This window comes from Actinoplanes sp. CA-030573 (assembly GCF_050951115.1).
Classification (GTDB): Bacteria; Actinomycetota; Actinomycetes; order Mycobacteriales; family Micromonosporaceae; genus Actinoplanes.
This window is the reverse complement of record NZ_CP192038.1, coordinates 4,524,480-4,549,096: the sequence shown is the minus strand read 5'-3', so window position 1 is coordinate 4,549,096 and position 24,617 is coordinate 4,524,480. Positions and strand designations below refer to the sequence as shown.

24 protein-coding genes, 1 pseudogene and 1 riboswitch are annotated in these 24,617 nt (G+C 71.6%); of the genes and pseudogenes, 10 read left to right on the top strand and 15 right to left on the bottom strand.

Annotated elements, in window-relative coordinates; all coding sequences use genetic code 11:
• Positions 1 to 81 precede the first annotated feature (81 nt).
• Complete coding sequence (locus ACQP2F_RS21140) at positions 82 to 1,710, top strand: fatty acyl-AMP ligase (protein ID WP_433306565.1); 1,629 nt, start codon at positions 82 to 84, stop codon at positions 1,708 to 1,710.
• Here ACQP2F_RS21140 and ACQP2F_RS21135 read toward each other — a convergent pair.
• The 4 genes from ACQP2F_RS21135 to ACQP2F_RS21120 all read right to left on the bottom strand — a co-directional run bounded on the left by ACQP2F_RS21135 (position 1,699) and on the right by ACQP2F_RS21120 (position 6,625).
• The gene (locus ACQP2F_RS21135; protein ID WP_433306563.1) at positions 1,699 to 2,241 is read right to left on the bottom strand and encodes a hypothetical protein; all 543 of its coding nucleotides are present in this window, start codon (positions 2,239 to 2,241) and stop codon (positions 1,699 to 1,701) included. The two genes, ACQP2F_RS21140 and ACQP2F_RS21135, sit on opposite strands and share 12 nt — an antisense overlap.
• 4 nt (positions 2,242 to 2,245) lie before the next feature.
• Positions 2,246 to 5,122 carry a hypothetical protein gene (locus tag ACQP2F_RS21130; protein ID WP_433306561.1) on the bottom strand — a complete coding sequence of 959 codons (2,877 nt, stop codon included), beginning with the start codon at positions 5,120 to 5,122 and terminating at the stop codon, positions 2,246 to 2,248.
• A gap of 72 nt (positions 5,123 to 5,194) precedes the next feature.
• Positions 5,195 to 5,965, bottom strand: a complete 771-nt coding sequence (locus tag ACQP2F_RS21125; protein ID WP_433306560.1) for a class I SAM-dependent methyltransferase — start codon at positions 5,963 to 5,965, stop codon at positions 5,195 to 5,197.
• 3 nt (positions 5,966 to 5,968) lie between these two features.
• Complete coding sequence (locus ACQP2F_RS21120) at positions 5,969 to 6,625, bottom strand: alpha/beta fold hydrolase (RefSeq protein ID WP_433306558.1); 657 nt, start codon at positions 6,623 to 6,625, stop codon at positions 5,969 to 5,971.
• Positions 6,626 to 6,674: 49 nt separating this feature from the next.
• Here ACQP2F_RS21120 and ACQP2F_RS21115 point away from each other — a divergent pair, with 49 nt between their 5' ends.
• Positions 6,675 to 7,055: an ester cyclase gene (locus ACQP2F_RS21115; RefSeq protein ID WP_433306556.1), complete on the top strand. Its 381-nt coding sequence runs from the start codon at positions 6,675 to 6,677 to the stop codon at positions 7,053 to 7,055.
• Positions 7,056 to 7,075: 20 nt separating this feature from the next.
• Here ACQP2F_RS21115 and ACQP2F_RS21110 read toward each other — a convergent pair whose 3' ends face one another.
• Positions 7,076 to 7,783: an SDR family oxidoreductase gene (locus tag ACQP2F_RS21110; protein WP_433306554.1), complete on the bottom strand. Its 708-nt coding sequence runs from the start codon at positions 7,781 to 7,783 to the stop codon at positions 7,076 to 7,078.
• Between the two features lie 81 nt (positions 7,784 to 7,864).
• Here ACQP2F_RS21110 and ACQP2F_RS21105 point away from each other — a divergent pair, with 81 nt between their 5' ends.
• Complete coding sequence (locus ACQP2F_RS21105; RefSeq protein ID WP_433306552.1) at positions 7,865 to 8,704, top strand: LysR family transcriptional regulator; 840 nt, start codon at positions 7,865 to 7,867, stop codon at positions 8,702 to 8,704.
• On the opposite strand, the gene ACQP2F_RS21100 is transcribed toward ACQP2F_RS21105, so the two are convergent.
• The 3 genes from ACQP2F_RS21100 to ACQP2F_RS21090 all read right to left on the bottom strand — a co-directional run bounded on the left by ACQP2F_RS21100 (position 8,701) and on the right by ACQP2F_RS21090 (position 10,622).
• Positions 8,701 to 9,417, bottom strand: coding sequence for a carbon-nitrogen hydrolase family protein (locus tag ACQP2F_RS21100; RefSeq protein ID WP_433306550.1), 717 nt, complete (start codon positions 9,415 to 9,417; stop codon positions 8,701 to 8,703). The genes ACQP2F_RS21105 and ACQP2F_RS21100 overlap by 4 nt on opposite strands.
• Positions 9,418 to 9,481: 64 nt before the next feature.
• Entirely contained in the window at positions 9,482 to 9,862 is a 381-nt protein-coding gene (locus ACQP2F_RS21095) for a VOC family protein (RefSeq protein ID WP_433306548.1), read from the bottom strand.
• Between the two features lie 124 nt (positions 9,863 to 9,986).
• Positions 9,987 to 10,622, bottom strand: a complete 636-nt coding sequence (locus tag ACQP2F_RS21090) for a GNAT family N-acetyltransferase (RefSeq protein WP_433306546.1) — start codon at positions 10,620 to 10,622, stop codon at positions 9,987 to 9,989.
• A 14-nt stretch (positions 10,623 to 10,636) separates the two neighbouring features.
• Positions 10,637 to 10,752: riboswitch (SAM riboswitch) on the bottom strand.
• A 137-nt stretch (positions 10,753 to 10,889) separates the two neighbouring features.
• Here ACQP2F_RS21090 and ACQP2F_RS21085 point away from each other — a divergent pair.
• Positions 10,890 to 11,099 carry a dodecin gene (locus ACQP2F_RS21085; RefSeq protein ID WP_433306544.1) on the top strand — a complete coding sequence of 70 codons (210 nt, stop codon included), beginning with the start codon at positions 10,890 to 10,892 and terminating at the stop codon, positions 11,097 to 11,099.
• A gap of 24 nt (positions 11,100 to 11,123) precedes the next feature.
• Positions 11,124 to 11,510 carry a PPOX class F420-dependent oxidoreductase gene (locus ACQP2F_RS21080; protein ID WP_433306542.1) on the top strand — a complete coding sequence of 129 codons (387 nt, stop codon included), beginning with the start codon at positions 11,124 to 11,126 and terminating at the stop codon, positions 11,508 to 11,510.
• Here the strand turns inward: ACQP2F_RS21080 and ACQP2F_RS21075 are convergent.
• From ACQP2F_RS21075 to rfbB, 7 genes are all read right to left on the bottom strand, one after another.
• On the bottom strand, positions 11,462 to 12,271 hold the full coding sequence (locus ACQP2F_RS21075; protein ID WP_433306540.1) for a TolB family protein: 810 nt from the start codon (positions 12,269 to 12,271) through the stop codon (positions 11,462 to 11,464). The two genes, ACQP2F_RS21080 and ACQP2F_RS21075, sit on opposite strands and share 49 nt — an antisense overlap.
• Positions 12,272 to 12,342: 71 nt before the next feature.
• Positions 12,343 to 13,920 (bottom strand): DHA2 family efflux MFS transporter permease subunit, encoded by a 1,578-nt coding sequence (locus ACQP2F_RS21070; RefSeq protein WP_433306538.1) that lies wholly within the window; start codon positions 13,918 to 13,920, stop codon positions 12,343 to 12,345.
• Positions 13,921 to 14,046: 126 nt separating this feature from the next.
• Entirely contained in the window at positions 14,047 to 14,319 is a 273-nt protein-coding gene (locus ACQP2F_RS21065; protein WP_433306536.1) for a hypothetical protein, read from the bottom strand.
• A 219-nt stretch (positions 14,320 to 14,538) separates the two neighbouring features.
• Positions 14,539 to 14,979 (bottom strand): DUF4232 domain-containing protein, encoded by a 441-nt coding sequence (locus tag ACQP2F_RS21060; RefSeq protein ID WP_433306534.1) that lies wholly within the window; start codon positions 14,977 to 14,979, stop codon positions 14,539 to 14,541.
• A gap of 119 nt (positions 14,980 to 15,098) precedes the next feature.
• Positions 15,099 to 16,685, bottom strand: a complete 1,587-nt coding sequence (locus ACQP2F_RS21055; protein ID WP_433306532.1) for a pectate lyase family protein — start codon at positions 16,683 to 16,685, stop codon at positions 15,099 to 15,101.
• A 205-nt stretch (positions 16,686 to 16,890) separates the two neighbouring features.
• The gene (gene rfbD, locus ACQP2F_RS21050; RefSeq protein ID WP_433306530.1) at positions 16,891 to 17,736 is read right to left on the bottom strand and encodes a dTDP-4-dehydrorhamnose reductase; all 846 of its coding nucleotides are present in this window, start codon (positions 17,734 to 17,736) and stop codon (positions 16,891 to 16,893) included.
• On the bottom strand, positions 17,736 to 18,713 hold the full coding sequence (gene rfbB, locus ACQP2F_RS21045; protein ID WP_433306529.1) for a dTDP-glucose 4,6-dehydratase: 978 nt from the start codon (positions 18,711 to 18,713) through the stop codon (positions 17,736 to 17,738). Before rfbB ends, rfbD begins: the two co-directional genes overlap by 1 nt.
• Before the next feature lie 45 nt (positions 18,714 to 18,758).
• Between rfbB and rfbA the strand changes: the two genes are divergently transcribed.
• From rfbA to ACQP2F_RS21020, 5 genes and pseudogenes are all read left to right on the top strand, one after another.
• Entirely contained in the window at positions 18,759 to 19,643 is an 885-nt protein-coding gene (rfbA, locus tag ACQP2F_RS21040; protein WP_433306528.1) for a glucose-1-phosphate thymidylyltransferase RfbA, read from the top strand.
• Positions 19,640 to 20,239, top strand: a complete 600-nt coding sequence (locus ACQP2F_RS21035) for a dTDP-4-dehydrorhamnose 3,5-epimerase family protein (protein ID WP_433306526.1) — start codon at positions 19,640 to 19,642, stop codon at positions 20,237 to 20,239. Before rfbA ends, ACQP2F_RS21035 begins: the two co-directional genes overlap by 4 nt.
• Positions 20,240 to 20,586: 347 nt before the next feature.
• Positions 20,587 to 22,092 (top strand): sugar transferase, encoded by a 1,506-nt coding sequence (locus ACQP2F_RS21030; protein WP_433306525.1) that lies wholly within the window; start codon positions 20,587 to 20,589, stop codon positions 22,090 to 22,092.
• Positions 22,092 to 23,417, top strand: coding sequence for a UDP-glucose dehydrogenase family protein (locus ACQP2F_RS21025; protein WP_433306523.1), 1,326 nt, complete (start codon positions 22,092 to 22,094; stop codon positions 23,415 to 23,417). The genes ACQP2F_RS21030 and ACQP2F_RS21025 overlap by 1 nt, the downstream gene beginning before the upstream one ends.
• Positions 23,418 to 23,689: 272 nt before the next feature.
• Positions 23,690 to 24,562 (top strand): annotated as a pseudogene (locus tag ACQP2F_RS21020) (IS110 family transposase); the annotation flags it as partial.
• Between the last annotated feature and the right edge of the window lie 55 nt (positions 24,563 to 24,617).

Below are 24,617 nucleotides of genomic sequence, written 5' to 3'. Positions count from 1 at the left end.
GCGGATATCCACAGCGCAGGCGCTCACCTCCGCGGCCATGCCCGTCGCGGTACGCTACCGGCACCGAGCGTAGGGGGTTCCGTGAGCCGCTTCGTCGACGGCGTGATCGCTACCGCCGCCACCGCCCGGACGGGCATGGTGACCGGGGAGCCGGGCGCGCCGCGGCGTCGCACGTGGACCGAGCTGCATGCCGAAGCGCGCCGCGTCGCCGGCTCGCTGGTGGCGTCCGGTCTCCAGCCGGGGCAGGCGGTGGCGGTGCTGGCCGGGCTGCCCGCCGACATCGCGCCGGTGGCTCAGGCGATCTGGCTCGCCGGCGGCAGCATGACGATGCTGCACCAGCCCACGGCGCGGACCGATCTCGACGTCTGGCGCGAGGACACCCTGCGGGTGCTCAAGATGATCGATGCCCGGGCGGTCATCGTCGGGTCGCCCTTCGAGGCGGCGACGGCGGTGCTCGAGGCGTACGGGATAAAGCACCACCTGGCCGGCGCCCTGAGCGACGGCCCGGAGCTCACGCCGGTCTTCACCGGTGAGGACACGCCGGCGCTGCTGCAGCTCACGAGCGGGTCGACGGCGGAGCCCAAGGCGGTGCGGATCACGCACCGCAACCTGTTCGCCAACCTGACCGACTCGGCGCGCCACCTGGGCTGCGACACCAGCGGCGTGATGGCGTCGTGGCTGCCGATGTTCCACGACATGGGCATGGTCGGCTGCCTGCTGCTGCCGATGCTGAGCGGGATGGAGCTGGTCAGCCTCACGCCGGCCGACTTCCTGAGCCGGCCGCTGGTGTGGGCCGAGGTGATGAGCCGGTACGGCGCGACCATCACCACCGCGCCGAACTTCGCCTGGGCGGTGCTGACCCGGCAGCTCGCGCGGGTGCCCGACGGCGCGCTCGACCTGTCGAAGCTGCGGGTCGCGGGCAACGGCGCCGAGCCGGTCGACCCCACCACCATGCGCGCGCTGGTCGCGGCCGGCGCCCGGTTCGGGCTGCGTCCGGAGGCGGTGAACTGCTGCTACGGGGCGGCCGAGAGCACCCTGGTGATCTCGATGTCGGCGATGGACGACCCGATGCTGCTGGACACGGTCGACGCCACCGAGCTGGAGGCGCATCGGCGCGCGGTGCCGGCCGCCGGTTCGGCGCGGCAGCTGCCGTTGCTGGGCGAGCCGTTCCCGAGCGTCACGGTCCGCGTCGTCGACGACCGGGGTGCCGTGCTCGGCGACCGCCAGGTCGGCCGCATCCAGCTCAGCGGCGAGTCGGTCACCGAGACGTACGTGACGCCGGCCGGCGAGCGGAACGCGCGCGACGACGAGGGCTGGCTCGACATCGGCGACGAGGGCTACCTGGTGGACGGGCAGATCGTGGTCTGCGGCCGCCGCAAGGACGTCATCATCATGGGCGGGCGCAACATCTACCCCACCGACATCGAGCGCGCCGCGGGCCGGGTCGAGGGCGTCCGCGAGGGCAACGTCACCGCCGTCCGCCTCACTCCGGGCGAGGACGACGTGCCGCGCGAGTCGTTCGCGGTGCTGGCCGAGTCGCGCCGGGCCGGCGACGAGGAGGCCGAGGAGCGCATCCGCCGGGAGATCGTGTCCACCGTGGTGGCCGAGGCCGGCGCCCGTCCGGCGGTGGTGCGGGTGCTTCCCCCGGGCTCGCTGCCCAAGACCCCGTCCGGCAAGCTCAAGCGCTCCGCCGCCCGCTCACTGCTCTGATTCCCGTACGCCCCAGACCTTGCCGTCCTTGCCGACGGTCTTGATGTTCTCCACGACGTCGATCTGGCCGGCGATGCGTCCCTCGAAGCCGACCACTTGACCGTAGACATCACCGAGCGCGAGCCGGACGGTCACCTTCGAGCCGGTCGGTTCCCGCTGCTCGCCCCGGAACGTGAACCGCTGCCCGTAGGCGGCCTCGAGCAGCGCGCGGAGCTTCCCGGCCTGTTCCGCCAGCTCGTCGTCCTCCAGATCGATGTCCGCCAGATCGAGCGCGTACGGCGAAAGCGCTCCCCAGAGCCGCGCCAGCTCCTTCTCCTCGCGCGCCACCACGCCCGCGTCGACCACCGGATCGGCCGGCTCGCCGTCCAGGATGTCGTTCGGCACGATCGGCACCCGCAGCTCGTCGTGCCGGCCGGCCGCGCGCCGCTCGCGCCACCCCTTCAGCAGTTCCGCCGCCTGCCCGTAGAGGAACTTGATCCCCTCGGCCGCGGCCACCCCGCCGAGCACCGTCATCGTCAGCGGATCCGGCATTGCCTCACCTCCATTGCCCCGAGCTCCACGGCCGTCCCGTGGTGAACGCCTGCGTCGTCAGCTCGGCCAGCGCCCGCACCTCGTCGTCGCCGCGCCGCTCGAGCCCGGCCCCGACCAGCCGCGCCAGCAGCGCGTCGAGCCCGGTCGTGTCGGCCAGCGCGAGCGGCACCAGCCGCGCCACCTGCCGGGCGGTCGCGCCGCCCGCGCCGGACCAGCGGGCCGAGATCAGGCCCCGGTACGCGGCCCGGGTGTCCAGCGCGCCCATCCGCGAGTGCCGGGCCAGGGCCGTCTCCGGGTCGGGCGGCGGCTCGTCGCGCCACAGCCGATGGTCGGCCACCAGCACGAGCCGCTCCTGACCGAACTCGGGGTCCTGGACGGTCCGGGCGAACTGCTCGGCCATGTCCGGCATCGTCTGGTCGCCGCGCGGGCCCCAGATCGGCCGCCCGGCCAGTCGCGGACGGCCGATCTCGTGGCAGCGGTCGATCAGGGACAGCACGGCGAGCGTGCCGTAGCCGGCGTAGGCGGTCGCCGCCCGGGAGCCGTCGAGCAGCAGGTGGTAGGCCCGGTCGGGGTCGCCGAGCCGGGACGCCGCGGCGGCCCGGGCGCCGTTGAACCGCATCTCCGTACCCCAGATGTCGTCCTGGGCGGCGGCCTGGCCGACGTAGGCGCGCAGCTCCTCGAAGTGCAGACCCCGGCGCTCGCCCTCGGCCACCAGCAGCACCGGGAGGTCGAAGGTGAACGTGACGCCCTCGTCGTCGAGGCCGGCCCGCAGGATGCGCCGCAGTCGCGCCCGCGCCCAGAGCCGGTCGGGCGAGCGCAGCACCGCGGTGCCGATCTGCCGCAGCGCCAGATCCCGGTACCGCGGGTACGGGTTCCGGCTGACCGCGGCGAGCGTCCGCTCGATCAACGCGCGGCCGATGGGGTGCGCCGCGGTCCGGCCGAGGCCCTCGCCGAGCGAGTAGGCGAGCATCGAGCTGCTCTCCGGGCTCAGCAGGTCGGTGTGGGGACGCAGCGTGGCCATGAGCGCGGACGTGACCGGCTCCGATTTGGCGTCGATGTGCCGCTCCAGCCGTTCGATCTTGGGTTCGAGGTCGAGGACGGCCGCCTGCAACTCGTCCGGCGAGCATTCCGGCGCCACCTCGTAGAGCTCGCTCGTCCGCGGGTCGCCGCCCAGCTCCCGCACGCTCACGCCGAGCGCGGCCGCGATCCGGGCCAGGAACGCGCCGCCGAGGTCGCGATAGCTCGGGGCGGCCTGGCCGACCAGCTCGCGCGCCCGCGCGCCCGCCCCCGACTCGGCCGCCTCCCAGGCCAGGTAGAGCTTGAGGACCTCGTTCCAGCAGGCGGACGCGTTGGGCCCGGTGGTGTAGTGGGACATCTTCCGGACCGCCCGGCCGAAGTCCCCGACGTCGACCGCCTCGAAGACGGCGGCCGACAGGCTCTCGGCGGCGGTGACGCTCCGGTATCCGGCCACGCAGCGCAGCGCCGGCAGCAGGTCGCCGCGGGCCAGCGCGACGTCCAGGGCCTCGCGCAGATCGGTCAGCGACCGGTGGATGCCGAGCCGGTCCTGCTGGGCGAAACGGAACCGCTCGTCCAGCACGATCCGGTAGAGGTCGTCGGCCGGGCCGCCGAGGCGGGCACGGGCGGCGAGGTGGTGGACGAGGCGGCGCAGGCAGTACTCGTCGGCCCGCTCCCAGTCCGGTGCGCGGAGGTAGTGCTCGACGATCCGCTCGTGCTGGCGCAGCGGCTCCACGTAGTACCGGTTGCGCCGGCGCCGGCCGCCGTCCTCGTACTCCTCGGTGACCAGGAAGTCGGCGACCGAGCGGTGGTAGAGGCGGTAGCCGGGGTCGCCCTCGGATGGGTCGGGCACGTGCTCGACGGCCTGGGTGACCTCGTCGAGGTGCACGTTGAGCTGGGCACGGGACCAGTCGAGCCAGCGGGGCAGGGCGGCGTCCGGCGCGACCGGGGTGGCCACGGTCAGGCAGCCGAGGAACGGCTCGTGCCGGGTCAGCCAGGCGTCGCCGGAGGGGACGAGACGATCGAGGAACGCGCGGTAGAGCCCGTTCAGGCCGCGGGGCAGCGCGCCGATGTCGGTTCCCCGGGCGAGCTCGGCCAGCAGCCAGTACGCGTACAGGAAATTGCCGTCGGCCTGCCGCACCAGATCGTCCACCCGGTCCCGATCGCCCACCCGCCCGGCGATGTAGTCGCGGAGATCCTCGTCGGTGCGCGCGGCGAACTGGGCCCCGGACAGGTTGACCAGCCGGGCGTCGTCGAACGCGTCCACCACCGCCGGAACGTCGCGGGTGGTGAGCACGAACCGGACGCCGGACGGGAAGTCGCCGGAGCCGGCCAGCAGCCCGACGATGGCCGGCGCCTCGTCCAGGGCGTCGACCAGGATCGTCCGGATGACCGGGGCGCCGCCGCCGGCCAGGCGTTGCAGCGGGCGGCGGACCACGCGGTGGTACACGTCGCGCGGGTCGACCTGGTTGACGACGAGGTTCTGCAGGGCGATGACCTGACCGGCGTTCCGGCCGACGTTCTGCACGATCCGGGTCTCCGGCGACAGCTCGGCCAGCAGGGCCAGCGCGACCCCGTCGTCGGACATGAGCTGCTGGGCCAGTCCGGTGGCGAACTGGGCCGGGTTGGCCGCGCCGTCCTGACCTCGGCCCACGCAGAAGTGGGTGGCGTCGATCCGGGACCGCACGGCGTCGACCCGGGCCCGCAGGGGGCCGGCCCGGGACGGGGCCGGATCGTCACCGGCCAGCCACCGGGCGACCGCGGTCTTGCCCCAGCCCGGCTCGGCGACCAGCAGCAGGAAGCGCTCGTCGCCGCGGAACAGCCAGTCCTCGACGGCATCGAGTACCCAGGCGCGCCCGACGACCATAGGGACCGACGGTCCGCGTCCGGGGCGGCGTCGTCAAGACAGTTGTCGGCAACAGGCCCGTCGGCGGTCCGCTCAGGGACGGCGGGCGGAGACGAGCCAGGAACGCGCTCCGAACCAGACGCCGTCCTCTCTCCGGTGGGCGGTCACCTCCCGCCGCAGGCGGTCGAGCGCGACCTCGGCGGCCGGCGGGCCGAGGCGGCCGAGCAGCTCGCCCGTGCAGCTGAAGCCGCGGATCCAGGCCATGGCGGACGGCACGTCGGGGCCGAAGCAGATCGGCTCGCGGACGTCGGTGAACGTGACCTCGTCGAAGCCCGCGGTGTGCAGCAGGCCGGTGACCGCTTGCGGGTCGGCGAGCGTGAACGGGTCGGGGCCGTTGGCGGCGGCCGACGGGGTGCCGGGGGCCAGGGACCGGCGGATCGCGGCGTCCCACTCGTTGCGGTCGTGGGACTGCCAGACCAGCATCACCAGGCGGCCGGAGGCGCGCATCGCCGAGGCGATGTTGACGAAGGCGGCCACCGGGTCGGCGAAGAACATGGTGCCGAAGCGGCTTATCGCCACGTCGTAGTGCAGGGCCGGGAACGGGTGGGTCTGGGCGTCGCCCTCTTCGAAGCGGACGTTGGTCAGGCCCTCGTCACGGGCCGCGGCCCGGGCCCGCTCCAGGGCGGGCGCGGAGACGTCGACGCCGAGGGCGGTGCCGCGTGCGGCGGCCCGCGCGGCCTCCCGGGTGGTCAGGCCGGCGCCGCAGCCGATGTCGAGGACGTGCTCGGTGGGCGCGATGGCGGCGGCGCGGCGCAGCACGTCGTTCAGCAGGCGGAGCTCGGCGTCATATCCGGTGGCGTGCATCGGTCACGCCCCGCTCTCGGCGACCGCGTAGGAATGCAGCAGGGCGGCCAACTCCCGCGGATGGCTCAGGGCCGGCGTGTGGCCGCCGTCGATCTCCTCCGGCGTGATGCCCAGGCGCTCGCGCGACACCCGGCGGAGGTACGGCAAGGGCAGCAGCCGGTCGTCGCGGCACGCGATCACCCGGGTCGGTACGGCCGGCCATGCCGCGAGCGGGGACGGCTCGGACAACCGGGTCTCGGACTGGCGGCGTGAGCGCTTCATCGCCTCGGCCGCGAGCTCGGCCGGAACGTCCTGATAGAACAGATCGCCCTCGGCCTCGTGGTCGTACCCGGTGTCGGCCCAGTAGTCGGCGGGGGCCTCGCCCGGCGCGGGGATCATGGGAGCGACCAGGACCAGCTGGGCCACCGGCACGCGGTCGCACACCAGCGGCGCGACGAAGCCGCCCAGGGACTGCGCCACGACGATCGGCGGGCCCGGCGCGGACAGCGCGCCGATGGCGGCGGCGACCACGTCGGCGTATTCCACGAGACCGGCCGCGTCGTCATCGCACGGCAGATCGGGGGCCGAGGTCGTGTGGCCGCGGTCGCGCAGGTCGGCCTCGACGAGGTGCCAGTACCAGCCGACGTCGCCGGCGCCGTGGATCATGACAAAGGTGGCCATGCCGACACGCTAGACGCCGCCTGCGACATTTCCCGGGTAAGACCGTGGCATGGACGATCGCGAGACCCTCGAGAGGTACACGGCCTATCTCGCCGCGTGCAACGACCGGGACTGGGCGGCGGTCGCCGGCTTCGTGCATTCCGCGGTGCTGGTGAACGGGGTTCGGCGGACGCGGGAGCAGTACGTCGACGACATCCGCAAGACGGTCGCCGTGTTCCCGGACTACACGTGGGAGATCCGGCACGTCGTCCGGCAGGCGCCCTGGCTGGCCGTCCACCTGCACGACCGGGGAACACGGCACCGGCCGTTCCTGGGCGCCCCGGGCGACCGGTCGCCGGTCGAGACCGACGAGTTCGCCATGTACCGGATCGCCGGCGGGCGCATCGCCGAGCTCTGGGGCACCGCCGACAACGCTCGCCTGCGCCTTTGACGCGACAAAGCCGGCGCCGCCTACCAGGGCACGACGCCGGCGTCCTCGAAGAAGCCGCCGGTCGGCCCGTCGTCCGGGAGGGTGGCCAGCTTGATCGCGATCGCGGCGCCCTGCTCCGGCGTCCGTACGCCACGGAAGCCGTTCAGATCGGTGGCGGTGTAACCGGGGCAGCCCGCATTGATCAGGATGTTCGTGTCGCGCAGCTGCTTGGCGTACTGGATGGTCACCGCGTTGAGGAAGGTCTTCGACGGCGCGTAGGCCACCGAGATCGGGCCGACGTCGCCGCCCGCCGTCTGGCGGGTGAGGGAGCCGACCGTGCTCGACATGTTCACGATGCGCGGCGACGCCGACCGGCGCAGCAACGGCAGCATCGCGTTGGTGACCCGGATGACCCCGATGACGTTGGTCTCCACCGCTGCCCGCACGGCGTCGAGGTCGGCGCCGATCGGATCCTGCGGCATGCCGCCGGTGATCCCCGCGTTGTTGATCAGCACGTCGAGACCGTCGCGCTCGAGCAGCCGGGCGGCCGCGGCCACGCTCGCGTCGTCGGTCACGTCCAGTGGCACCCCGAACGCCTTGCCGCCCAGCTTCGCCACCGCCGTCTCCCGGCGATCCTCGTCCCGGGCGCCGACGCCGACGCTCCAGCCCAGCGCCAGCAGGCCCGCCGCGATCTCGTACCCGATCCCCTTGTTCGCGCCGGTGACCAGCGCAATCTTCGTCTCGCTCATGAGTCGATCCTGTCCGCGCGCGGCGGTGGCCGCCAACACCGTCTGAGTACCCGGCGATACCCCGCGGGTATCGTCGGCGGCATGGAGACGCGGGAGCTGCGCTATTTCGTCGCCGTCGCCGAGGAGCGGCACTTCGGGCGGGCGGCCGAGCGGCTGGGCATCGCGCAACCGCCGCTGTCCCGCGCGATCCAGCAGCTGGAGCGGCGGCTCGGCGTCACCCTCCTGGAGCGGTCCAGCCGGGCGGTGACGCTCACCGAGGCCGGTTCGGTGCTGCTGGCCGAGGGGCGGGCGGCGCTCGACGCGGTGGCGGCGGCCGATCGGCGCACCCGCCGGGCGGGGGCGACCAAGCCCGGCCTCGTGCTGGTCACCAAGGCGGGCGCGTCCAGCGAGCTGCTGGCCAAGCTGCTCGACGCGTACGCGGTGGAGCCCGGCGCCGTGGAGGTCGAGGTGCTCCTGTGCGGGATCGGCGAGCAGGAGCGGCTCCTGCGCGACGGCCGGGCCGACGTGGCGCTGCTGCACCGGCCGTTCGACGCCGCCACCGGCTTCGACGTCGAGGAGCTGATGACCGAGGGCCAGGTCGCGGTGCTGCCCGCCGGGCACCCACTGACCACCCGCCCGGCGCTGTCGATGGCCGAGGTGGCCGCCGTTCCGGACCTGCCGATGCCGCGCTGGCCGTGCCGCGACGGCTCCTATCCGGACGGTCCGGGCCCCGAGGTGCGCGACCACACCCAGTTGCTGCAGCTGATCCAGCTCGGCCGCACGGTGGCGGTCCTGCCCGAGTCGTGCCGGGGTCAGCTCGGGCACGGGCTTCACCCCGTACCGGTGCCGGATGCGCCCCGGGTGACCACGGTGATCGCCTGGCCCCCGCAGAGCCGTTCCCGCGCTCTGGCCGGTTTGGTCCGCGCCGCGACCCGCCTCTAGATCTCCGCCGTCACGAAGCCGATCTCCCCCGCCGGAACCTGCGCCACCACCCGCCCCGACGGATCGATCACGGCCGTCGGCCCAAGACCCACGCGGGACCCGTCACGCTCGCCGGTCACATCGGCCGAGACCCACCACAAACCCGTCTCCCGTACGCGGCGAGCGCGCACCGCGTTGTGCCGATGTTCCCAGGCGAGGGCACTCGCCCGCCGCATCATGTTCTGCGCCGGCTGCAGCACCACCCGCGCACCGGCCGCCGCGACCGCCCGCGCCGCCTGCGGATACTGCGCGTCGAAGCAGATGTTGAGGCCGAACCGCACCCCCGCGCACTCGAAGACCGGATAGCCGTCACCCGCCGTGAACACCGACTCCCCCGCGGTCAAGAACATCTTCCGGTACGCGCCGAGCACCCGGCCGCCGCTCACGACGAGCGCCGTGTTGAAGAACCGCCGGCCCGCCCGCTCGATGATGCCGAGCACCAGCATCCGGTCCGCGACCGCGATCCGGGCCAGCACGTCGTCGAGCTCGGCCGAGCCCAGTTCGAGGGCCGTGTCGCGTACGTGCTGGCCGGTGACGAGATAGCCCTGGAGAAAGCACTCCGGGAACAGCAGCAGGTCGGCGTCCTCGGTCCGGGCGGCGAAGTCTCGCACCACGGCGATCGCCGAGTCGACGTCGCCGAGAATCTCCGGCGTCTGACAGGCCGCGATCCGCATGGCCAACCTCTCGTCCCGTTCGGCCTCTCGTGCCGTTCGGCTTCTCGTCCCGTTCGGCTTCTCGTCATGGCTCGTGGAACGGCTCGGGCTCGGCCGGGATCCGCTTGGACATCAGGCAGAACTCGTTGCCCTCCGGATCCTCGAGAACGACCCACGAGCCGCTGCCGACGATCGCCGACCGTCGCGCGCCGAGTGCGAGCAGGCGATCCAGCTCCTCCGCCGGCGACCGGTCGGTCGGGCAGACATCGAAATGCAGCCGGTTCTTGCCGGCCTTCCCCTCGGGCACCGTGATGAACAGAATGTCCGGGCTGACGGTGGCCCCGCGGATGGCCACGCCGGTCGCGTCCCGCGCGAAGACCCGGTAGCCGAGAACCTCGCACCAGAACGCCGCCATCAGCTCCGCGTCGCCACAGTCGACAATGATGTCCCCGATCCGGCTGGCCACAGAGCCGCATCCTACGGAGGCGGCCGCCCGCAGACCGCCCCCACCCTTTCTTGGGTGGGGCCACATTCGACCACGGCCCACCGACATTTTCGGGCCGTCGTCCACAGGCGTCCCGGCCGCCCGCTCAACCGCCGGCCGGTGCGTTGCGGCCTGCGTTGAGGGCGGCCTGCCGCTCCTTGATTGCCGGCCATTCGGCGGCCAGCACCGAGAACATGGCCGAGTCGCGCAGGCGGCCCTCCTCGCCCGGCGCCCAGGAGCGGCTCCACGAGCGCAGCACGCCCTCGAACCGGCCGCCGACGCGCTCGATCGCGGCCCGGGAGCGGTGGTTGCGGGCGTCGGTCTTGAGGTCGACCCGCTCGACCCGCCACTGCTCGAAGGCGTACCCGAGAAGCAGGTGTTTGGCCTTGGTGTTGACGCCGGTGCCCTGGGCCGAGGCCGCGAGCCAGGTGAAGCCGATCTCGACGGCGAACAGCTCGTCACGGCCGGGCCAGAGCCGGGGATCCAGGTAGGCCGTCGCCCCCACCGCGCGCCCGTCCCAGATCTGCGCGAACGGGATCAGCCATCCGGTCGCGGCCCGCGCATGCTGCTGGTCGATGTAGTCGCCTACCTCCTCGGCGCGGGGCACCCAGGTGAAGCGGTAGGCGTCCCGGCTCTCCTCGGCGGCCAGCGCGAGGCCGGCGGCGTGGCGCCGGTCGAGCGGCTCGAGGCGCACCCGGTCGCCCTCGAGCACGGGCGGCGTGACGGTGGCGGGAAAGGGCATGGCTGCAGCACTCCGTTCGCGACTTGCCCGGCGCCCCGTGCGCCGGACCCGGTCCTCACCCGGGGCACCCCGCCCGCGAGAGGAGGGTTGCCGGCCAGCAAGCCGGGGCTGCGCGCTGGCACTCATGACCTGCGGACACCGTGCCATCGCCGGCGGCCGTAGGCAAGCCGGTTCCCGGCCGGGGCGAGCCGCGGGTGAGCCGCCGCCGGAAGACGATGCGGGAACGCCGCCCGGCGTGGTGGGATGGGCTTTTGCGGAGGGGGCGACATGACCAACCACGTGTACCGGCTCAGCGAGATCGTCGGCAGCAGCCCGACCAGCATCGACGACGCCATTCGCAGCGGGATCGCCAAGGCGGCGCAGACCGTGCGCAACATCGAGTGGTTCGAGACGCAGGAGGTTCGCGGCCAGGTGGTGGACGGCCAGGTCGCGCACTTCCAGGTACGCCTGAAGATCGGCTTCCGGGTCGAGGACTGATCACCGCCGCCCTACAGTGGGCGGGTGGATCTTCCCGGGAACCTGGTCGAGCTGCTGCGCCGGCCCAGCCTCTGCTTCCTCACGACGCTCATGCCCGACGGCTCGCCGCAGATCACCGAGGTCTGGGCGGACACCGACGGCAATCACGTCGTGATCAACACCGTGCGCGGGCACCAGAAGGTCCGCAACATCGAGCGGGACCCGCGGGTGGCGGTCGCGGTCGCGGACCCGGAGAACCCGAGCCGGTACGTCGCGGTGCGCGGCCGGGTCCTCGAGGTGACCGAGCACGGCGCCGCCGAGCACATCGAGGAGCTGTCCCAGCGCTATCTGGGCCGCCCCTACCCGTGGTTCGGCGGCCGCGATCAGGTCCGGTTGATCGTGCGCATCGAGGCGGACCGGGTCACCGGGTAGTCGACGTACGCGAACCGGTCGCCGGCCGGGGACCAGCTGTTGACGTTGATCGTCCCCTGGCCGCCGTCGAGCGACACCACCGTGCGCGCCGACCGCCAGTCGTCGCCGTCGACCAACCGCAGCAGCACCGGCAGATCGGCCGGATGCCCCGCCGTCCCGGGCGGGAAGCTCAGATAGACCGCCCGGGAGCCGGCCAGATGCGGGAACCAGTTGACCCGCTCGTCGAAGGTGAGCTGCTCCAACCCGCTGCCATCCGGGCGGATGCGAGCAATCTGCGCGGCGCCTCCGCCGAACCGCTCGGTGTTGAAGTAGATCCACTCCCCGGACGGCGAGTACTCCGGCCCGTCGTCGGCGCCCGGCCCGGAGGTCAGCTGCCGGCTGCCCCGCCCGGAGACCCCGACGGTCCACAGCGTGCCCGACGTCCACTCCCCGGGCGTGATGCCGACGTAGGCGAGCGTGGACCCGTCCGGGCTCACCCCGTGCAGGAAGTGCAGGAACCCGTCGTCGGGGGTCACCCGGCGGACCGCACCGCCCTCCAGCGACCCCTCGTAGATGTGGCCGTCGTCGGCCGACATGTAGACCAGGCCGCCCGGCCCGAGCACGTGATCGTTGTTCAGCGCCGGCAGGCCCTCGAAGACGATCTGGGCCGGGGCGGACCCGTCGAGGGCCAGCCCCCAAAGCAGTCCGTCCCCGTTGAGCACGAGCCGGTCGTCGGCGGCCCAGTTCGGCGCCTCGAACAGGACCGTCGAGCTCTCGTGCACGACCGAAGCGGTGCCCGAGCCCAGATCGAAGATCAGGACCCGGCACCGCTGTCCGTCGGCGAGCGCCCGGCTCAGTGGATCATCACCGGAGGCTCGACCGCCTCGCCGTCACCGCCGGCCGGAGCCGCGGGCGCGGCCTCCTTCTTGCGCGGCAGGAAGGCGATCGGGATGAACACCGTCAGCATCAGGATCCAGCCGACCGTGAACGTGTGGGCGAACGAGTCGGCCACGAACTGCAGGCCGCGCTCGAGGATGTTCGGCGGCAGCGGGATCGGCGCGCCCTGCTGGTGGGCGATCGCCGCGCCGGCCTCGGTGATCGGCTCACCCGTCCGCGGGTTGGTGACGCCGGGGATGACCGGCGAGCCGTTGAGCTGACTGGTCAGGATCACGGACATGGTCGCCGTGCCGATCGAGCCACCGATCTGCTGGAGGATGTTGACCAGGGTCGAGCCGCGGGCCACGTCCTGGTGGTGCAGCGTGCGCAGCGCCGAGGTCATGATCGGCATCATCGTGCCGCCCATGCCGAGGCCCATCACGAACAGCGAGCCGCACAGCAGCACGTACGAAGTGTCGACGCCGACCTGGGTGAACGTGAAGAACCCGGCGCCGATCAGCAGCATCGCGAACGGGACCGTGCGGCCGACCGGGATCTTGTCGGCCAGCGTGCCGGCGATCGGCATCGTGATCATCGCGCCGATGCCCTGCGGCGCCATCAGCAGACCCGCGTGCAGCGTCGACTCGCCGCGCACCTGCAGGAAGTAGCTGGGGAACAGGAGGCCGGAGCCCATGAACGCGATGACGAAGACGAACAGCGAGATCGTCGAGACGGTCAGCCGCTTGTTCTTGAACAGGCGCAGGTCGAGCAGCGGGTGCTTGGGCTTGAACGAGTAGAGCACGAAGGTGATCACCAGCAGCGCGCCGACCACCATCGGGATCCAGACCTTGGGCGCGGTGACCGTGCCCTCGGCCGGCAGCGACGAGACGCCGTAGAGGAACAGCGCGAGGCCGGGCGAGAGCATCAGCATGCCGAGGAAGTCGAACGACTCCGACGGGTGCGGGTCGTCCTTGGGCAGCGCGAACTGCGCGTAGATCAGCGCGACGATGCCGATCGGCAGGTTGATCAGGAAGACCCAGTGCCAGCTCGCGGCCTCGATCAGCCAGCCGCCCAGGATCGGGCCGCCGATCGGGCCGAGCAGCATCGGGATGCCGAGCACGGCCATCAGCCGGCCGATGCGCTGCGGTCCGGCCGCCCGCGTCATGATCGTCATGCCGAGCGGCATCAGCATGCCGCCGCCGAGGCCCTGCAGGACCCGGTAGCCGACGAGCTGCTCGATCGAGGTGGCGGTGGCGCAGAGCACCGAGCCCAGCGTGAACAGCAGCAGCGCCAGCATGTAGAGGCGCTTGGTGCCGAACCGGTCGGCGGCCCAGCCGCTCAGCGGGATGACGGTGGCCAGGGCCAGCGTGTAGCCGGTGAGGGTCCAGGCGACCTCGGCGTACGTAGCGTTGAACTCGGTCTGGAAGGTCGGCAGCGCGACGCTGACGACGGTGATGTCGAGGATCGACATGATCGCGCCGAGCACCACCACGCCGGCGATCTTGAGCACGGCGCCGTCCAGCTTGGTGGGCGGCGCGGCGGCTTGATCAGTCACGTGACGCTCCAGGAAGTTATTGCGAGTCGTTGTCGGCTCGAATCCTTCCATCGACGCACTCGGACGAGCATCCCTTTTTCCGTCAGGGTGAGCCCCGTCACTCAGTGCATTCTCAGGCGGGCTTTCTCAGGCGGCCAGGAGCTGCCGCTCCGGTTCCGGCCGGCGGGCCCCGGGCGCTTGGGAGATCACGCTGAGCGCCCACCGCATGCGCGGGGCCGCGGTCTCCGGGTAGTCGCCGTAGGCGGCGGCCATCATGGCGACACATCCGCGGCTGCCACCGTACGCGTGGACGGCGGTCGCGATGGCGGCCTGGACGGCCGTGGGCGCGGGCCGCGAGCCGGTCGGGAGCTCGCTGGCGAACAGGGCGGCGGCGCGGGCGGCGAGAAGCTGGGTTCGCATTCCGATCATCTCCGGTTCAAGTGGTTTCGGTGTGCCCTCAGAGTGCGCCTCGCCCGCCACAGATCACCTCCGGGTTTCTGCCTGACTCGGGCCACGAAAACCCTCAGGGCATTTCCCGTACGCCGGGTGTAAGCACCGCTCCGAGCTGCATTCCCTGGTCGCGGTCCTCGCGACGATCAAGGGGATGTCACCCGGCGATGCCGAAAGACGACAGCGCCGTCAGTTCCAGGCGGTCGTCGCCAGCTTCCCGGTCGTCCCGAGATCGAGCGCCGACGGCAGCGCGATGGTCTGGTGCTCGGTGCCGGCGAGCGCCGCCACCGCGAGATAAGCGCCGGTCGCGACCTCCTTGCCGGCCTCGACCGTGCTGTGCCAGGACAGCGTGGAGCTCGCCTTCTCGCCCGGCTTCAGCACGATCCGCCGGGGCGGCGCGGTGACCAGCCGGTTCGGCTCGACCACGACCGGGAGCGGGTTCCGGTCCGCGCCGAGCACCACGATGTCGGGCCGCCCCTGCAGCTGGTAGTCCCGGTCGCCGCAGTTCTCCAGGTAGACGGTCATCTCGCGGTAGCCGGCGGCGGCCTCCCCGCGTTCGGCGCTCGCCCGCAGCCCGGAGGGTGGGCACGCCGGGATCGTCGCGGGCGGGACGGACACGACCCTCGGCATCGGCTCGACCGGGGACGCTTCGCGCGTACAGCCGGAAAGGAGGACGAGGACCGCGAGAGGGACACCGAGGGTACGCATTGCGCCGATCTTTCCCGATCGGCGCAAGGCGTCGGTGGCGGCTAGGAGGTGTACGTCTCGAACTCGGCGACCCGCGGGGTGCCGGACGCGCTCTGGATGTCGAAGGTGATCTTCTTGAGCGAGGTGCTCGCGAAGGTGATGACGCCGGAGCCGGAGCCGGTCCTGAGTACAGCGCCGGTGTCGCCGTTCAGGACGCGGTAGCTGCCGATCGCGCCGCCGCCGCTCGTCTCACGGATGGCGATGCGGGCGACGGTCGTGGCGCTGCTCCACTTGATCGAGATGTAGCCGGTGCTGCCGGTCGGCGACCAGTAGGTGGTCAGGCTGCCGTCGCGCACGTCGCCGTAGCTGGTGCCGCTCGCCTTGCTCGACCCGTCGGAGCCGGCGCCGATGCTGAGGTTGGTTCCGCTCGGCGTGGTCGGCGCGGTCGGGCTGGGTGTTGTCGGGCTGGGTGTCGTCGGGCTGGGTGTCGTGGGGCTGGGGGTCGTGGGCCGGGGTGACGTCGGGCTCGGTGAGGTCGGGGACGGCCCGCTGGTGGTCGGGCAACTGCCGGTGGAGGTACGCATGCCCAGGTTCGCGCCCGCGGTCTGGCGCACGATCGACGGGATGCACGAAGCGCTGTCCAGCCCGTACGCGTACGGGATGCTGATGGTGGTGTTCGACGGCATGAGCGGGCCGGCCGGGTTCGTCTCGCTGTCCTTGGCCGACCAGGTCACGTTGTCGAGGATGTTCCCGGAGGCCTGCCAGTAGCCGGCCGCGTCGGTGTAGAACGTGCCGAGGACGTCCCGCGAGCTCTGGAAGTAGTTGTTCTCGACCTTGGCCCGCGCCCCGGCCCGCGAGTTGATGCCCGACTCGTTGAGGCTGTAGTAGAAGTTGTTGTAGATGTGGGCCACCCCGCCGCGCAGCAACGGCGTACGGGAGTCGATGTTCTCGTAGCGGTTGTGGTGGAACGTGATGAAGCTGTTCCCGGTGTCGCTCTCGCTCGAGCCGATCAGGCCGCCGCGCCCCGAGTTCTTGAGGTAGCTGTAGGAGAGCGTCACGTACTGGACGTCGTCCTTGATGTCGAACAGGCCGTCGTAGCCGGCGTCCTCACCGCCGGACGCCTCGAGGTTGACGTGGTCGACCCAGACGTTGCGGACGGTGCTCTCCATGCCGATCGCGTCGCCGCCGTTGGAGGTCGGCGAGCCGGACTTCTTGACGTTCCGGACCGTCACGTTCTGGACGATGATGTTGCGCGAGTCCCGGATGTGGATGCCGAGCTGGTCGAAGACGGCCCCGCCGCCGACGCCGACGATCGTGACGTTGCTGATCTCCTTGAGCTCGATCTTGTCGGCGGCCGTGTTGCAGCTGTCGCCGGAGACCTTGGTCGTGTTGCCGTGGTTGATCGTGCCCTCGACCTCGATGGTGATCGGGGTGCTGCTGCTGGCCCGGTTGCACAGCGCCTGGTGGATCTGGGTGCCGGTGGTGGCCCGCACGGTGGCGCCGCCGTTGCCGCCGGTGGTGCCCCCGTTCTGCGACGCGTAGCCGGTGGCGGCGCCGGCCGCGGCGGCGTCGGCGTGCCGGGTGGGCAGACCGGCCACCACGGCGGCGACCGCCGCGCCGGCGGCCAGGGCAGCGATGCTACGTCTCATCCTCGCCTCGCTTCTCGTGTCGGGAACGCCTGCCCACCGCCGTGACCGGCGGGCCCACGAGGCAGGAAAGCGCTTACCTGTGCAAGAATAGAGACACATCTATGACGGGGACAAGCAGAAGTTTCCCCGGGCGGCGACCGGGCCGCCCGGGCCTGCAGCACGCCGGCCGCGCCGGCCGCCCCGGCCGGCGGCCGGGGCGGCGAGATCAGCGCAGCAGCGCCGGCATCGCCTCGGCGAGCTGCTCACGCCACCCGGGCAGCGGCGCGACACCGGTTCCGGCCCAGCGGTCGTGACCGAGCACGCTGTAGGACGGACGCGGCGCCGGCCGGACGAACCGGTCGCTGGTAGTCGGCCGCACCCGCGCGGGATCGAGGCCGGCGAGCTCGAACGTCGCCCGCGCCAGCCCGAACCAGCTCGTCGACCCGGCCGCGGTGCCGTGATAGGCCCCGGGCGCAGCGTCACCGCCTGCGGCCGCCCGCCCGAGCGCGACCAGCTGGCCGGCCAGCGCGTAGGACCACGTCGGCGGCCCCACCTGGTCGTCGACCACGTCGACCGTCTCCCGCTCGGCGGCCAGCCGCAGCATCGTGCGGACGAAGTTCGGGCCGTGCTCGCCGTAGAGCCAGGCGGTGCGCACCACGTACCCGCCCGAGCCGAGGACCGCCCGCTCCCCCAGCGCCTTCCCCCGGCCGTACGCGTTGATCGGGTTCTGCGGTGTCTCCTCGGCGATGGGGGTGGTGGCCGAGCCGTCGAACACGTAGTCGGTGGAGACGTGGATCAGGCGCTTGCCGGCGGCGGCGGCCAGCAGCCCGACCGCGTGCCCGTTGACCGCCGTCGCCGCCTCCTCGTCGGTCTCGGCGCCGTCGACGTTCGTCCAGGCCGCCGCGTTCAGCACCACGTCGGCATCGGCGACCGCGGCCCGCACCGCTTCCGCGGAAGTGATGTCGAGGTCGGCGCGCGTCGCGGCGACGACCTCCGGCTCACCAAGATCGGCGAGCACGGCCAGCAGGTCCTGGCCGAGCATGCCCCCGGCGCCGGTCACCAGCCAGCGCATCAGAGCGCGCTCCGGGCCTTCAGCGGCTCCCACCAGTCACGGTTCTCCCGGTACCAGGCCACCGTGTCGGCGAGCCCCTGCTCGAGCGTGACCTGCGGCGCGTACCCCAGCTCCTCGCTGATCTTGGTGATGTCGAGCGAGTAGCGCCGGTCGTGGCCCTTGCGGTCGGCCACCGGCCGGACCATGTCCCAGCCGGCGCCGCACGCCTCGAGCAGGCGCTCGGTGAGCTCGCGGTTGGTCAGTTCGGTGCCGCCGCCGATGTTGTAGACCTCGCCGGCCCGGCCCTTGTCGAGCGCGAGCTGGATGCCCCGGCAGTGGTCGGTCACGTTCAGCCAGTCCCGGATGTTGCCGCCGTCGCCGTAGAGCGGCACCTGCTTGCCGTCGAGCAGGTTGGTGACGAACAGCGGGATGACCTTCTCCGGGAACTGGTGGGTGCCGTAGTTGTTGGAGCAGCGCGTGACGACCACGTCCATGCCGTGGGTGCGGTGCGCGGCCAGCGCCATCAGGTCGGAGGAGGCCTTGGAGGCGGCGTACGGCGAGTTGGGCGCCAGCGGCCACGTCTCGGTCCACGAGCCCTCGTCGATCGAGCCGTACACCTCGTCGGTCGACACGTGCAGGAAGCGGCCGACGCCGGCCCGGCGCGCCTCGTCGAGCAGCGTCTGGGTGCCCAGGACGTTGGTGGTGACGAACGGCAGGGCGCCCGAGATCGACCGGTCCACATGGGATTCGGCGGCGAAGTGGACGACCGCGTCATGGCCCGGGAGGAGGTCCCGCAGGAGGGCGGCGTCGGTTATGTCGCCCTGCACGAACCGGAGCCGGGAGTCCGTTTCCGGAAGGTTCGCCCGGTTTCCGGAATAGGACAACAGGTCCAGAACCGTTACCGACGCGCCCACGGCGCTCGCGTATTCGTCCTGCAAGAGGGCCCGCACGTAGGCGGAGCCGATGAAACCGGCACCCCCGGTCACGAAAATCTGCACGGGTGGGGAGTGTAGTGGCTTGCGGCCTGCGCATAACCTCCTCCGGTGCGCGGAATTCTGCTGGCCGGTGGTACCGGCTCACGTCTCTGGCCGATCACCATGGCCATGTCGAAACAGTTGATGCCGATCTTCGACAAGCCGATGATCTATTACCCCCTCACGACCCTGGTGTCGGCGGGAATCCGCGAGATTCTCGTCATCACCACGCCCGAGGACCAGCCGCTCTTCCAGCGGCTGCTGGGCGACGGGAGCAGCATGGGGCTGAGCTTGACGTACGCGGCGCAGCGCCGGCCCGAGGGCATCGCCCAGGCCTTCCAGATCGGGGCCGACTTCATCGGCGACCAGCCGGTGGCCCTGATCCTCGGCGACAACATCTTCCACGGCGTCGGCCTCGGCCGGCAGCTCGCCAGCTTCGCCCGGCCGGCCGGCGGTCGCGTCTTCGCCTATCCGGTGGCCGACCCGGAGCGCTACGGCGTCGTCGAGTTCGACGAGAACGGCAAGGTGCTCTCGATCGAGGAGAAGCCTTCCCGGCCGCGTTCCACGTACGTCGTTCCCGGTCTCTATTTCTACGACGCCGACGTGGTGCAGATCGTCGAGAAGCTGGTGCCCAGTGAGCGCGGTGAGCTCGAGATCACCGCGGTCAACGAGGAGTACCTGCGTCAGGGCCGGCTCGACGTGACGGTGCTCGACCGGGGCACGGTCTGGCTGGACACCGGCACCTTCCAGTCGATGGTGCAGGCCTCGGAGTACGTGCGGGTCATCGAGGAGCGGCAGGGCCTCAAGATCGGCTGCGTCGAGGAGGCGGCCTGGCGGCTCGGCTTCATCGACGACGATTCGCTACGGTCGCTGGCGGAGCCGCTGCTGAAGAGCGGCTACGGGGACTATCTGGTACGGCTGCTGGCGGCCGGCCGGTTCGGGGGTTCGCTGTGAAGATCCGGCCGTTGACGATCGAGGGCGCGTACGAGATCACGCCGGTCCAGCACGGCGACGCCCGCGGCAGCTTCCTGGAGTGGTACCGCTTCGACAAGCTGGCCGAGGCGGTCGGCCATCCGCTGGAGCTGGCGCAGGCCAACCTCTCCACGTCGGCCCGCGACGTGGTGCGCGGCATCCATTTCGCCGACGTGCCGCCCGGGCAGGCCAAGTACGTGACGTGTGTCGCGGGCGCGATCCTCGACGTGATCGTCGACATCAGGGTCGGCTCGCCCACCTTCGGCGCGTGGGAGGCGGTCCCGCTCGACGACCAGGAGCGCCGGGCGGTGTACCTGGCCGAGGGGCTGGGGCACGCGTTCTGCGCGCTGACCGAGGGCGCCACGGTCACCTATCTGTGCTCGAGCACGTACCGGCCCGGGCACGAGCACGGCATCGACCCGCTCGATCCCGAGCTGGGCATAGCGTGGCCGTGCGAGACGCCGCTATTGTCCACGAAGGACGCGGCCGCTCCGTCGCTGTCCGAGGCGCGGGCCGCCGGCCTGCTGCCGAGCTTCGATGCCTGTAACAGATACATCGAAGAACACCGTCGGATTTAATACATTCTGCTTTCCCGCTCGGCCGATTGACCCGTACCGTTCGATCGAGTATGAGTTCGCCTGTCGCAAGGAATTTCGTGGACGTTACGCAGCGGTGTGTGCCGAGGGTCCGGTACGCCCGATCTGACAGCTTTGGCCCACATATGGAATTGGCATCATCCGATTCGCCATTCCTCTAACACGTAAGGCTGTACCGAAACGCCACTCGAATGGGAAGGCTCTGCTACTGGGCCCGGCGGGTCACCACCCGCCGGCACCGATGAAAGAGGCGTGGCCTGTACGGGCATGTCCGGCAGGCCCGGAGCAAACGGACCGTGGTTGACCGCCATCAATGACGGAGGCAAGGCGTGCAGACGATCGACGATGGTTCCACCATCGAGATCACACCGGAGAAACCGCAGCTCACCACGTTACGGGCGGCGGAGTTCCGCCCGAGCGCACCCCGCATGGACTGGCGTGGGCGGTACGCGCGCCGGCTGTACCTGATCGACTACGTGGTCGGGCTCGTGGCCGCGTCCTCCGCGCTGTTCCTGCGATTCGGGCCGGACGCCGCCCAGCCGTTCCTGCTGGACTACCTGCTGCTCACCCTGCTATTCCCGCTCGCCTGGATCGCGGTCCTGGCGATCAACCGGGCGTACGAGTCGCGTCATCTCTTCGTCGGCACCGACGAATACGCGCGGGTAGTCCGATCCGGGCTAGGCCTCACCGCTACGCTGGCCATTTTTTCCTTCGCGCTCGACCTGCGTTTGGCCCGTGGTTACGTGATTATCGCGTTACCCATGGCAACGTTGCTCGACGTCGGCGCCCGCTACCTCTACCGGCAATTGCTGCACCGCCGCTGGGCGGCCGGCGAGCGGCTGCACAAGGTGATCCTGGTCGGCCACGCCCGGGCCATCGCCGACATGGCCCGCCGGCTGGCCCGCGAGAGCCACCACGGCCTCGGCATCATCGGCGCCTGCGTCCCGCCCGGCGCGGTCGACGACGAACTGCCCGGCCTGCCAACAGTTTTCGGCGACTTCGACAACGTGGCCGGCGCGGTCAGCCTCTCCGGCGCCGACACCGTCGTGGTGCTGTCCTGCCCCGAGATCGACGGTCCCGCGCTGCGCCGCCTCGCCTGGCAGCTCGAGCGCGACGAGATCGACCTCATCGTCGCCAGCACGCTGGTCGACGTGGCCGGCGACCGCACCACCATCCGCCCGGTCGACGGCCTGCCGATGCTGCACGTCGAGCACCCCCGTCTCAAGGGCAGCTCGCGCCTCATCAAGGCCGCCTTCGACCGGGTCGGCGCGTTCGTCCTGCTCCTGCTGAGCATGCCGGTTCTGCTCGTGCTGGCCGCGCTGGTCGCCTTCGGGCCGGGCGGCCGCGGGCCGGTCATCTTCCGGCAGGAGCGGGTCGGCAAGGACGGCCGGCTCTTCGTGCTCTACAAGTTCCGCACCATGGTGGTGAACGCCGAGGCGCGCCTGCAGGAGCTGCGGAACCTCAACGACACCGACGGCGAGCTGTTCAAGATGCGCAACGACCCGCGCATCACGCCCGTCGGCCGCTGGCTGCGCCGGCTCTCGCTCGACGAGCTGCCCCAGCTGCTGAACGTGCTCAAGGGCGACATGTCGCTGGTCGGTCCCCGTCCGCCGCTGGCCCGCGAGGTCGCCGGCTACCCGGCCGACATGCGCCGCCGCCTGGCCGTCAAGCCCGGCCTCACCGGCCTCTGGCAGGTCTCGGGTCGCTCCGACCTGTCCTGGGACGAGTCGATCCGGCTCGACCTCACGTACGTCGAGAACTGGTCCCTCGCGATGGACCTGGCCATCCTGGCCCGCACGGTGAGTGCGGTGGTACGAAGCTCCGGAGCCTACTGATGAACTTGCTTCCCCGTCTGACCGTCATCGGCACCGGATATCTCGGTGCCACCCATGCGATCTGCATGGCGGTGATGGGCTACGAGGTGATCGGCGTCGACGTCGACCCGGTGAAGATCGAGAAGCTGGCGAGCGGCGAGGTGCCGTTCTTCGAGCCCGGCCTGCCCGAGCTGCTGACCAAGGCGCTCGAGACCGGCCGGCTGCGGTTCACGACCTCGTTCGCCGAGGCGGCCGAGTTCGGCGACGTGCACTTCATCTGCGTGGGCACCCCGCAGCAGAAGGGCTCGCACGCGGCCGACCTGACGTACGTGGAGGCGTCGGTCACCTCGCTGGCCCAGCATCTGACCCGCCGTGCGCTGGTCGTCGGCAAGTCCACGGTCCCGGTCGGCACCGCTGCTCGCCTGGCCCGGCTGATCCGTTCACAGGCGCCGGCCGGCGACCAGGTCGAGCTGGCCTGGAACCCGGAGTTCCTGCGCGAGGGCTTCGCCGTCGACGACACGATGCGACCGGACCGGATGGTCTTCGGCGTCACCAGCGCGTGGTCGGAGCAGATGCTGCGGGCCGCGTTCGAGCCGGTGCTGGCCCAGGGCGTGCCGGTCAAGGTGACCGACCTGGCCACCGCCGAGCTGGTCAAGGTGGCGGCGAACTCGTTCCTGGCGACCAAGATCTCGTACATCAACGCGATGGCCGAGATCTGCGAGGCGACCGGCGCGGACGTGCACGACCTGGCCGAGGCGCTGGCCTACGACGAGCGGATCGGCGGCAAGTTCCTGCGGCCGGGCCTCGGCTTCGGCGGCGGTTGCCTGCCCAAGGACATCCGCGCCTTCGCCCATCGCGCCGAGGAGCTCGGCGTCGGCCAGGCGGTCGGCTTCCTGCGCGAGATCGACGGCATCAACACCCGCCGCCGGGCCCGCACGGTCGACCTCGTGGTGGAGCTCTGCGGCGGCGACGTGGCCGGCAAGCGCATCGCCGCCCTCGGCGCCGCCTTCAAGCCCAACTCCGACGACATCCGCGACGCCCCGGCCCTCGACGTGGCCGCCACGCTGGCCCGCATGGGCGCGTCGGTGGTCGTCTACGACCCGGCGGCGATGGACAACGCGCGCCGCCAGCATCCCGAGCTCGGCTACGGCGAGAACGCGATCGACGCCGCCCGCGACGCCGACGTGGTCGTCCTGCTGACCGAGTGGACCGAGTTCCGCGAGATCGACCCGGACGCGATGGCCGCGGTCGCCGCCGGGCGCCGCATCGTCGACGGCCGTCACGCCCTGGACCCCGCCCAGTGGCGCGGGGCCGGGTGGGAGTACCGGGCGCTCGGGCGCCCCTGATACGCCGCCACGGGAAAGGCGCCCCGGCCGTGATCGGCCGGGGCGCTTTTCTGTGCGCTTTGCTTTGCTCACCTATACGCGCAGACGATCCCACGCCGGTCTCCGCGTTGAGCCGGGCGCGAACCCCACCGCGACGCCGAGGTATTGGGCAGCGCCTACCGAACCCCACCCCGTTCACTGGGTGGGGCCAACTCAAGCGGACGGGTCCGACAATTTTGGGCCGTAGTCCACAGCATCGCCCGTTACCTTTGATCGTCCCCACCCGGGGACTTGTGCACGGCGATTACCGGGTGTTCCTCGGCCTTGATGTCGGCAAGGAGGGCCACCACGCCGTCGCCTTGGACCCGGGCGGGAAGCGGCTGCACGACGCCCCGTTGGTCAACACCGAGCCTCGGTTGCGGCAGGTGTTCGACAGACTCGCCCGCCACGGCCGGATCCTTGTAGTCGTCGACCAGACCGCCTCGATCGGCGCCCTGCCGGTCGCGGTCGCCCGAGCCTGCGGCCATCAAGTCGCTTACCTGCCCGGACTGGAGATGCGACGCATCGCCGACCCGCACCCGGGTGCGGCGAAGACCGACGCCCGCGACGCCTACGTGACCGCGGACGCGGCCCGCACCCTGCCGCATACGCTGCGCCGTGTCGACGCCGGAGACGAAACCCTCGCCGAGCTGGAGGTCCTGGTCGGCTTCGACGACGACCTCGCCGGCGAAGCCACCCGCGTCCCCAACCGGATCCGTGGCCTGCTCACCCAGATCCACCCCGCCCTGGAACGCGTCCTCGGACCGCGGGTGCAGCACAAAGCCGTCCTCGAGCTGCTGTCGCGCTGCGGCGGGCCAGCTGGGCTGCGCAAAGCCGGCCGTTCCAAGCTGCTGGAGATCGCGTCGAAGAACGCCCCACGCATGGGTGAACGCCTTGTCGATCAGATCCTGGCTGTCCTCGACGAGCAGACCGTGACCGTCCCCGGCACAACAGCGGCGGAGAAGATCCTGCCCCGGCTGGCCGACAGCCTCCGCGACATCCTGCAGCAGCCGGATCAGGTCGCGGGTGAGGTCGAAGGAATCCTTGATGCGCACCCTCTTGCCCGGGTGCTGACCTCGATGCCCGGCATCGGCGTCAGGACCGCAGCCCGGATCCTGCTCGAAGTCACCCCCTCGCCGTTTGACGAAACCCATAGGGACACCCCCCCCGCGGCTACCGACC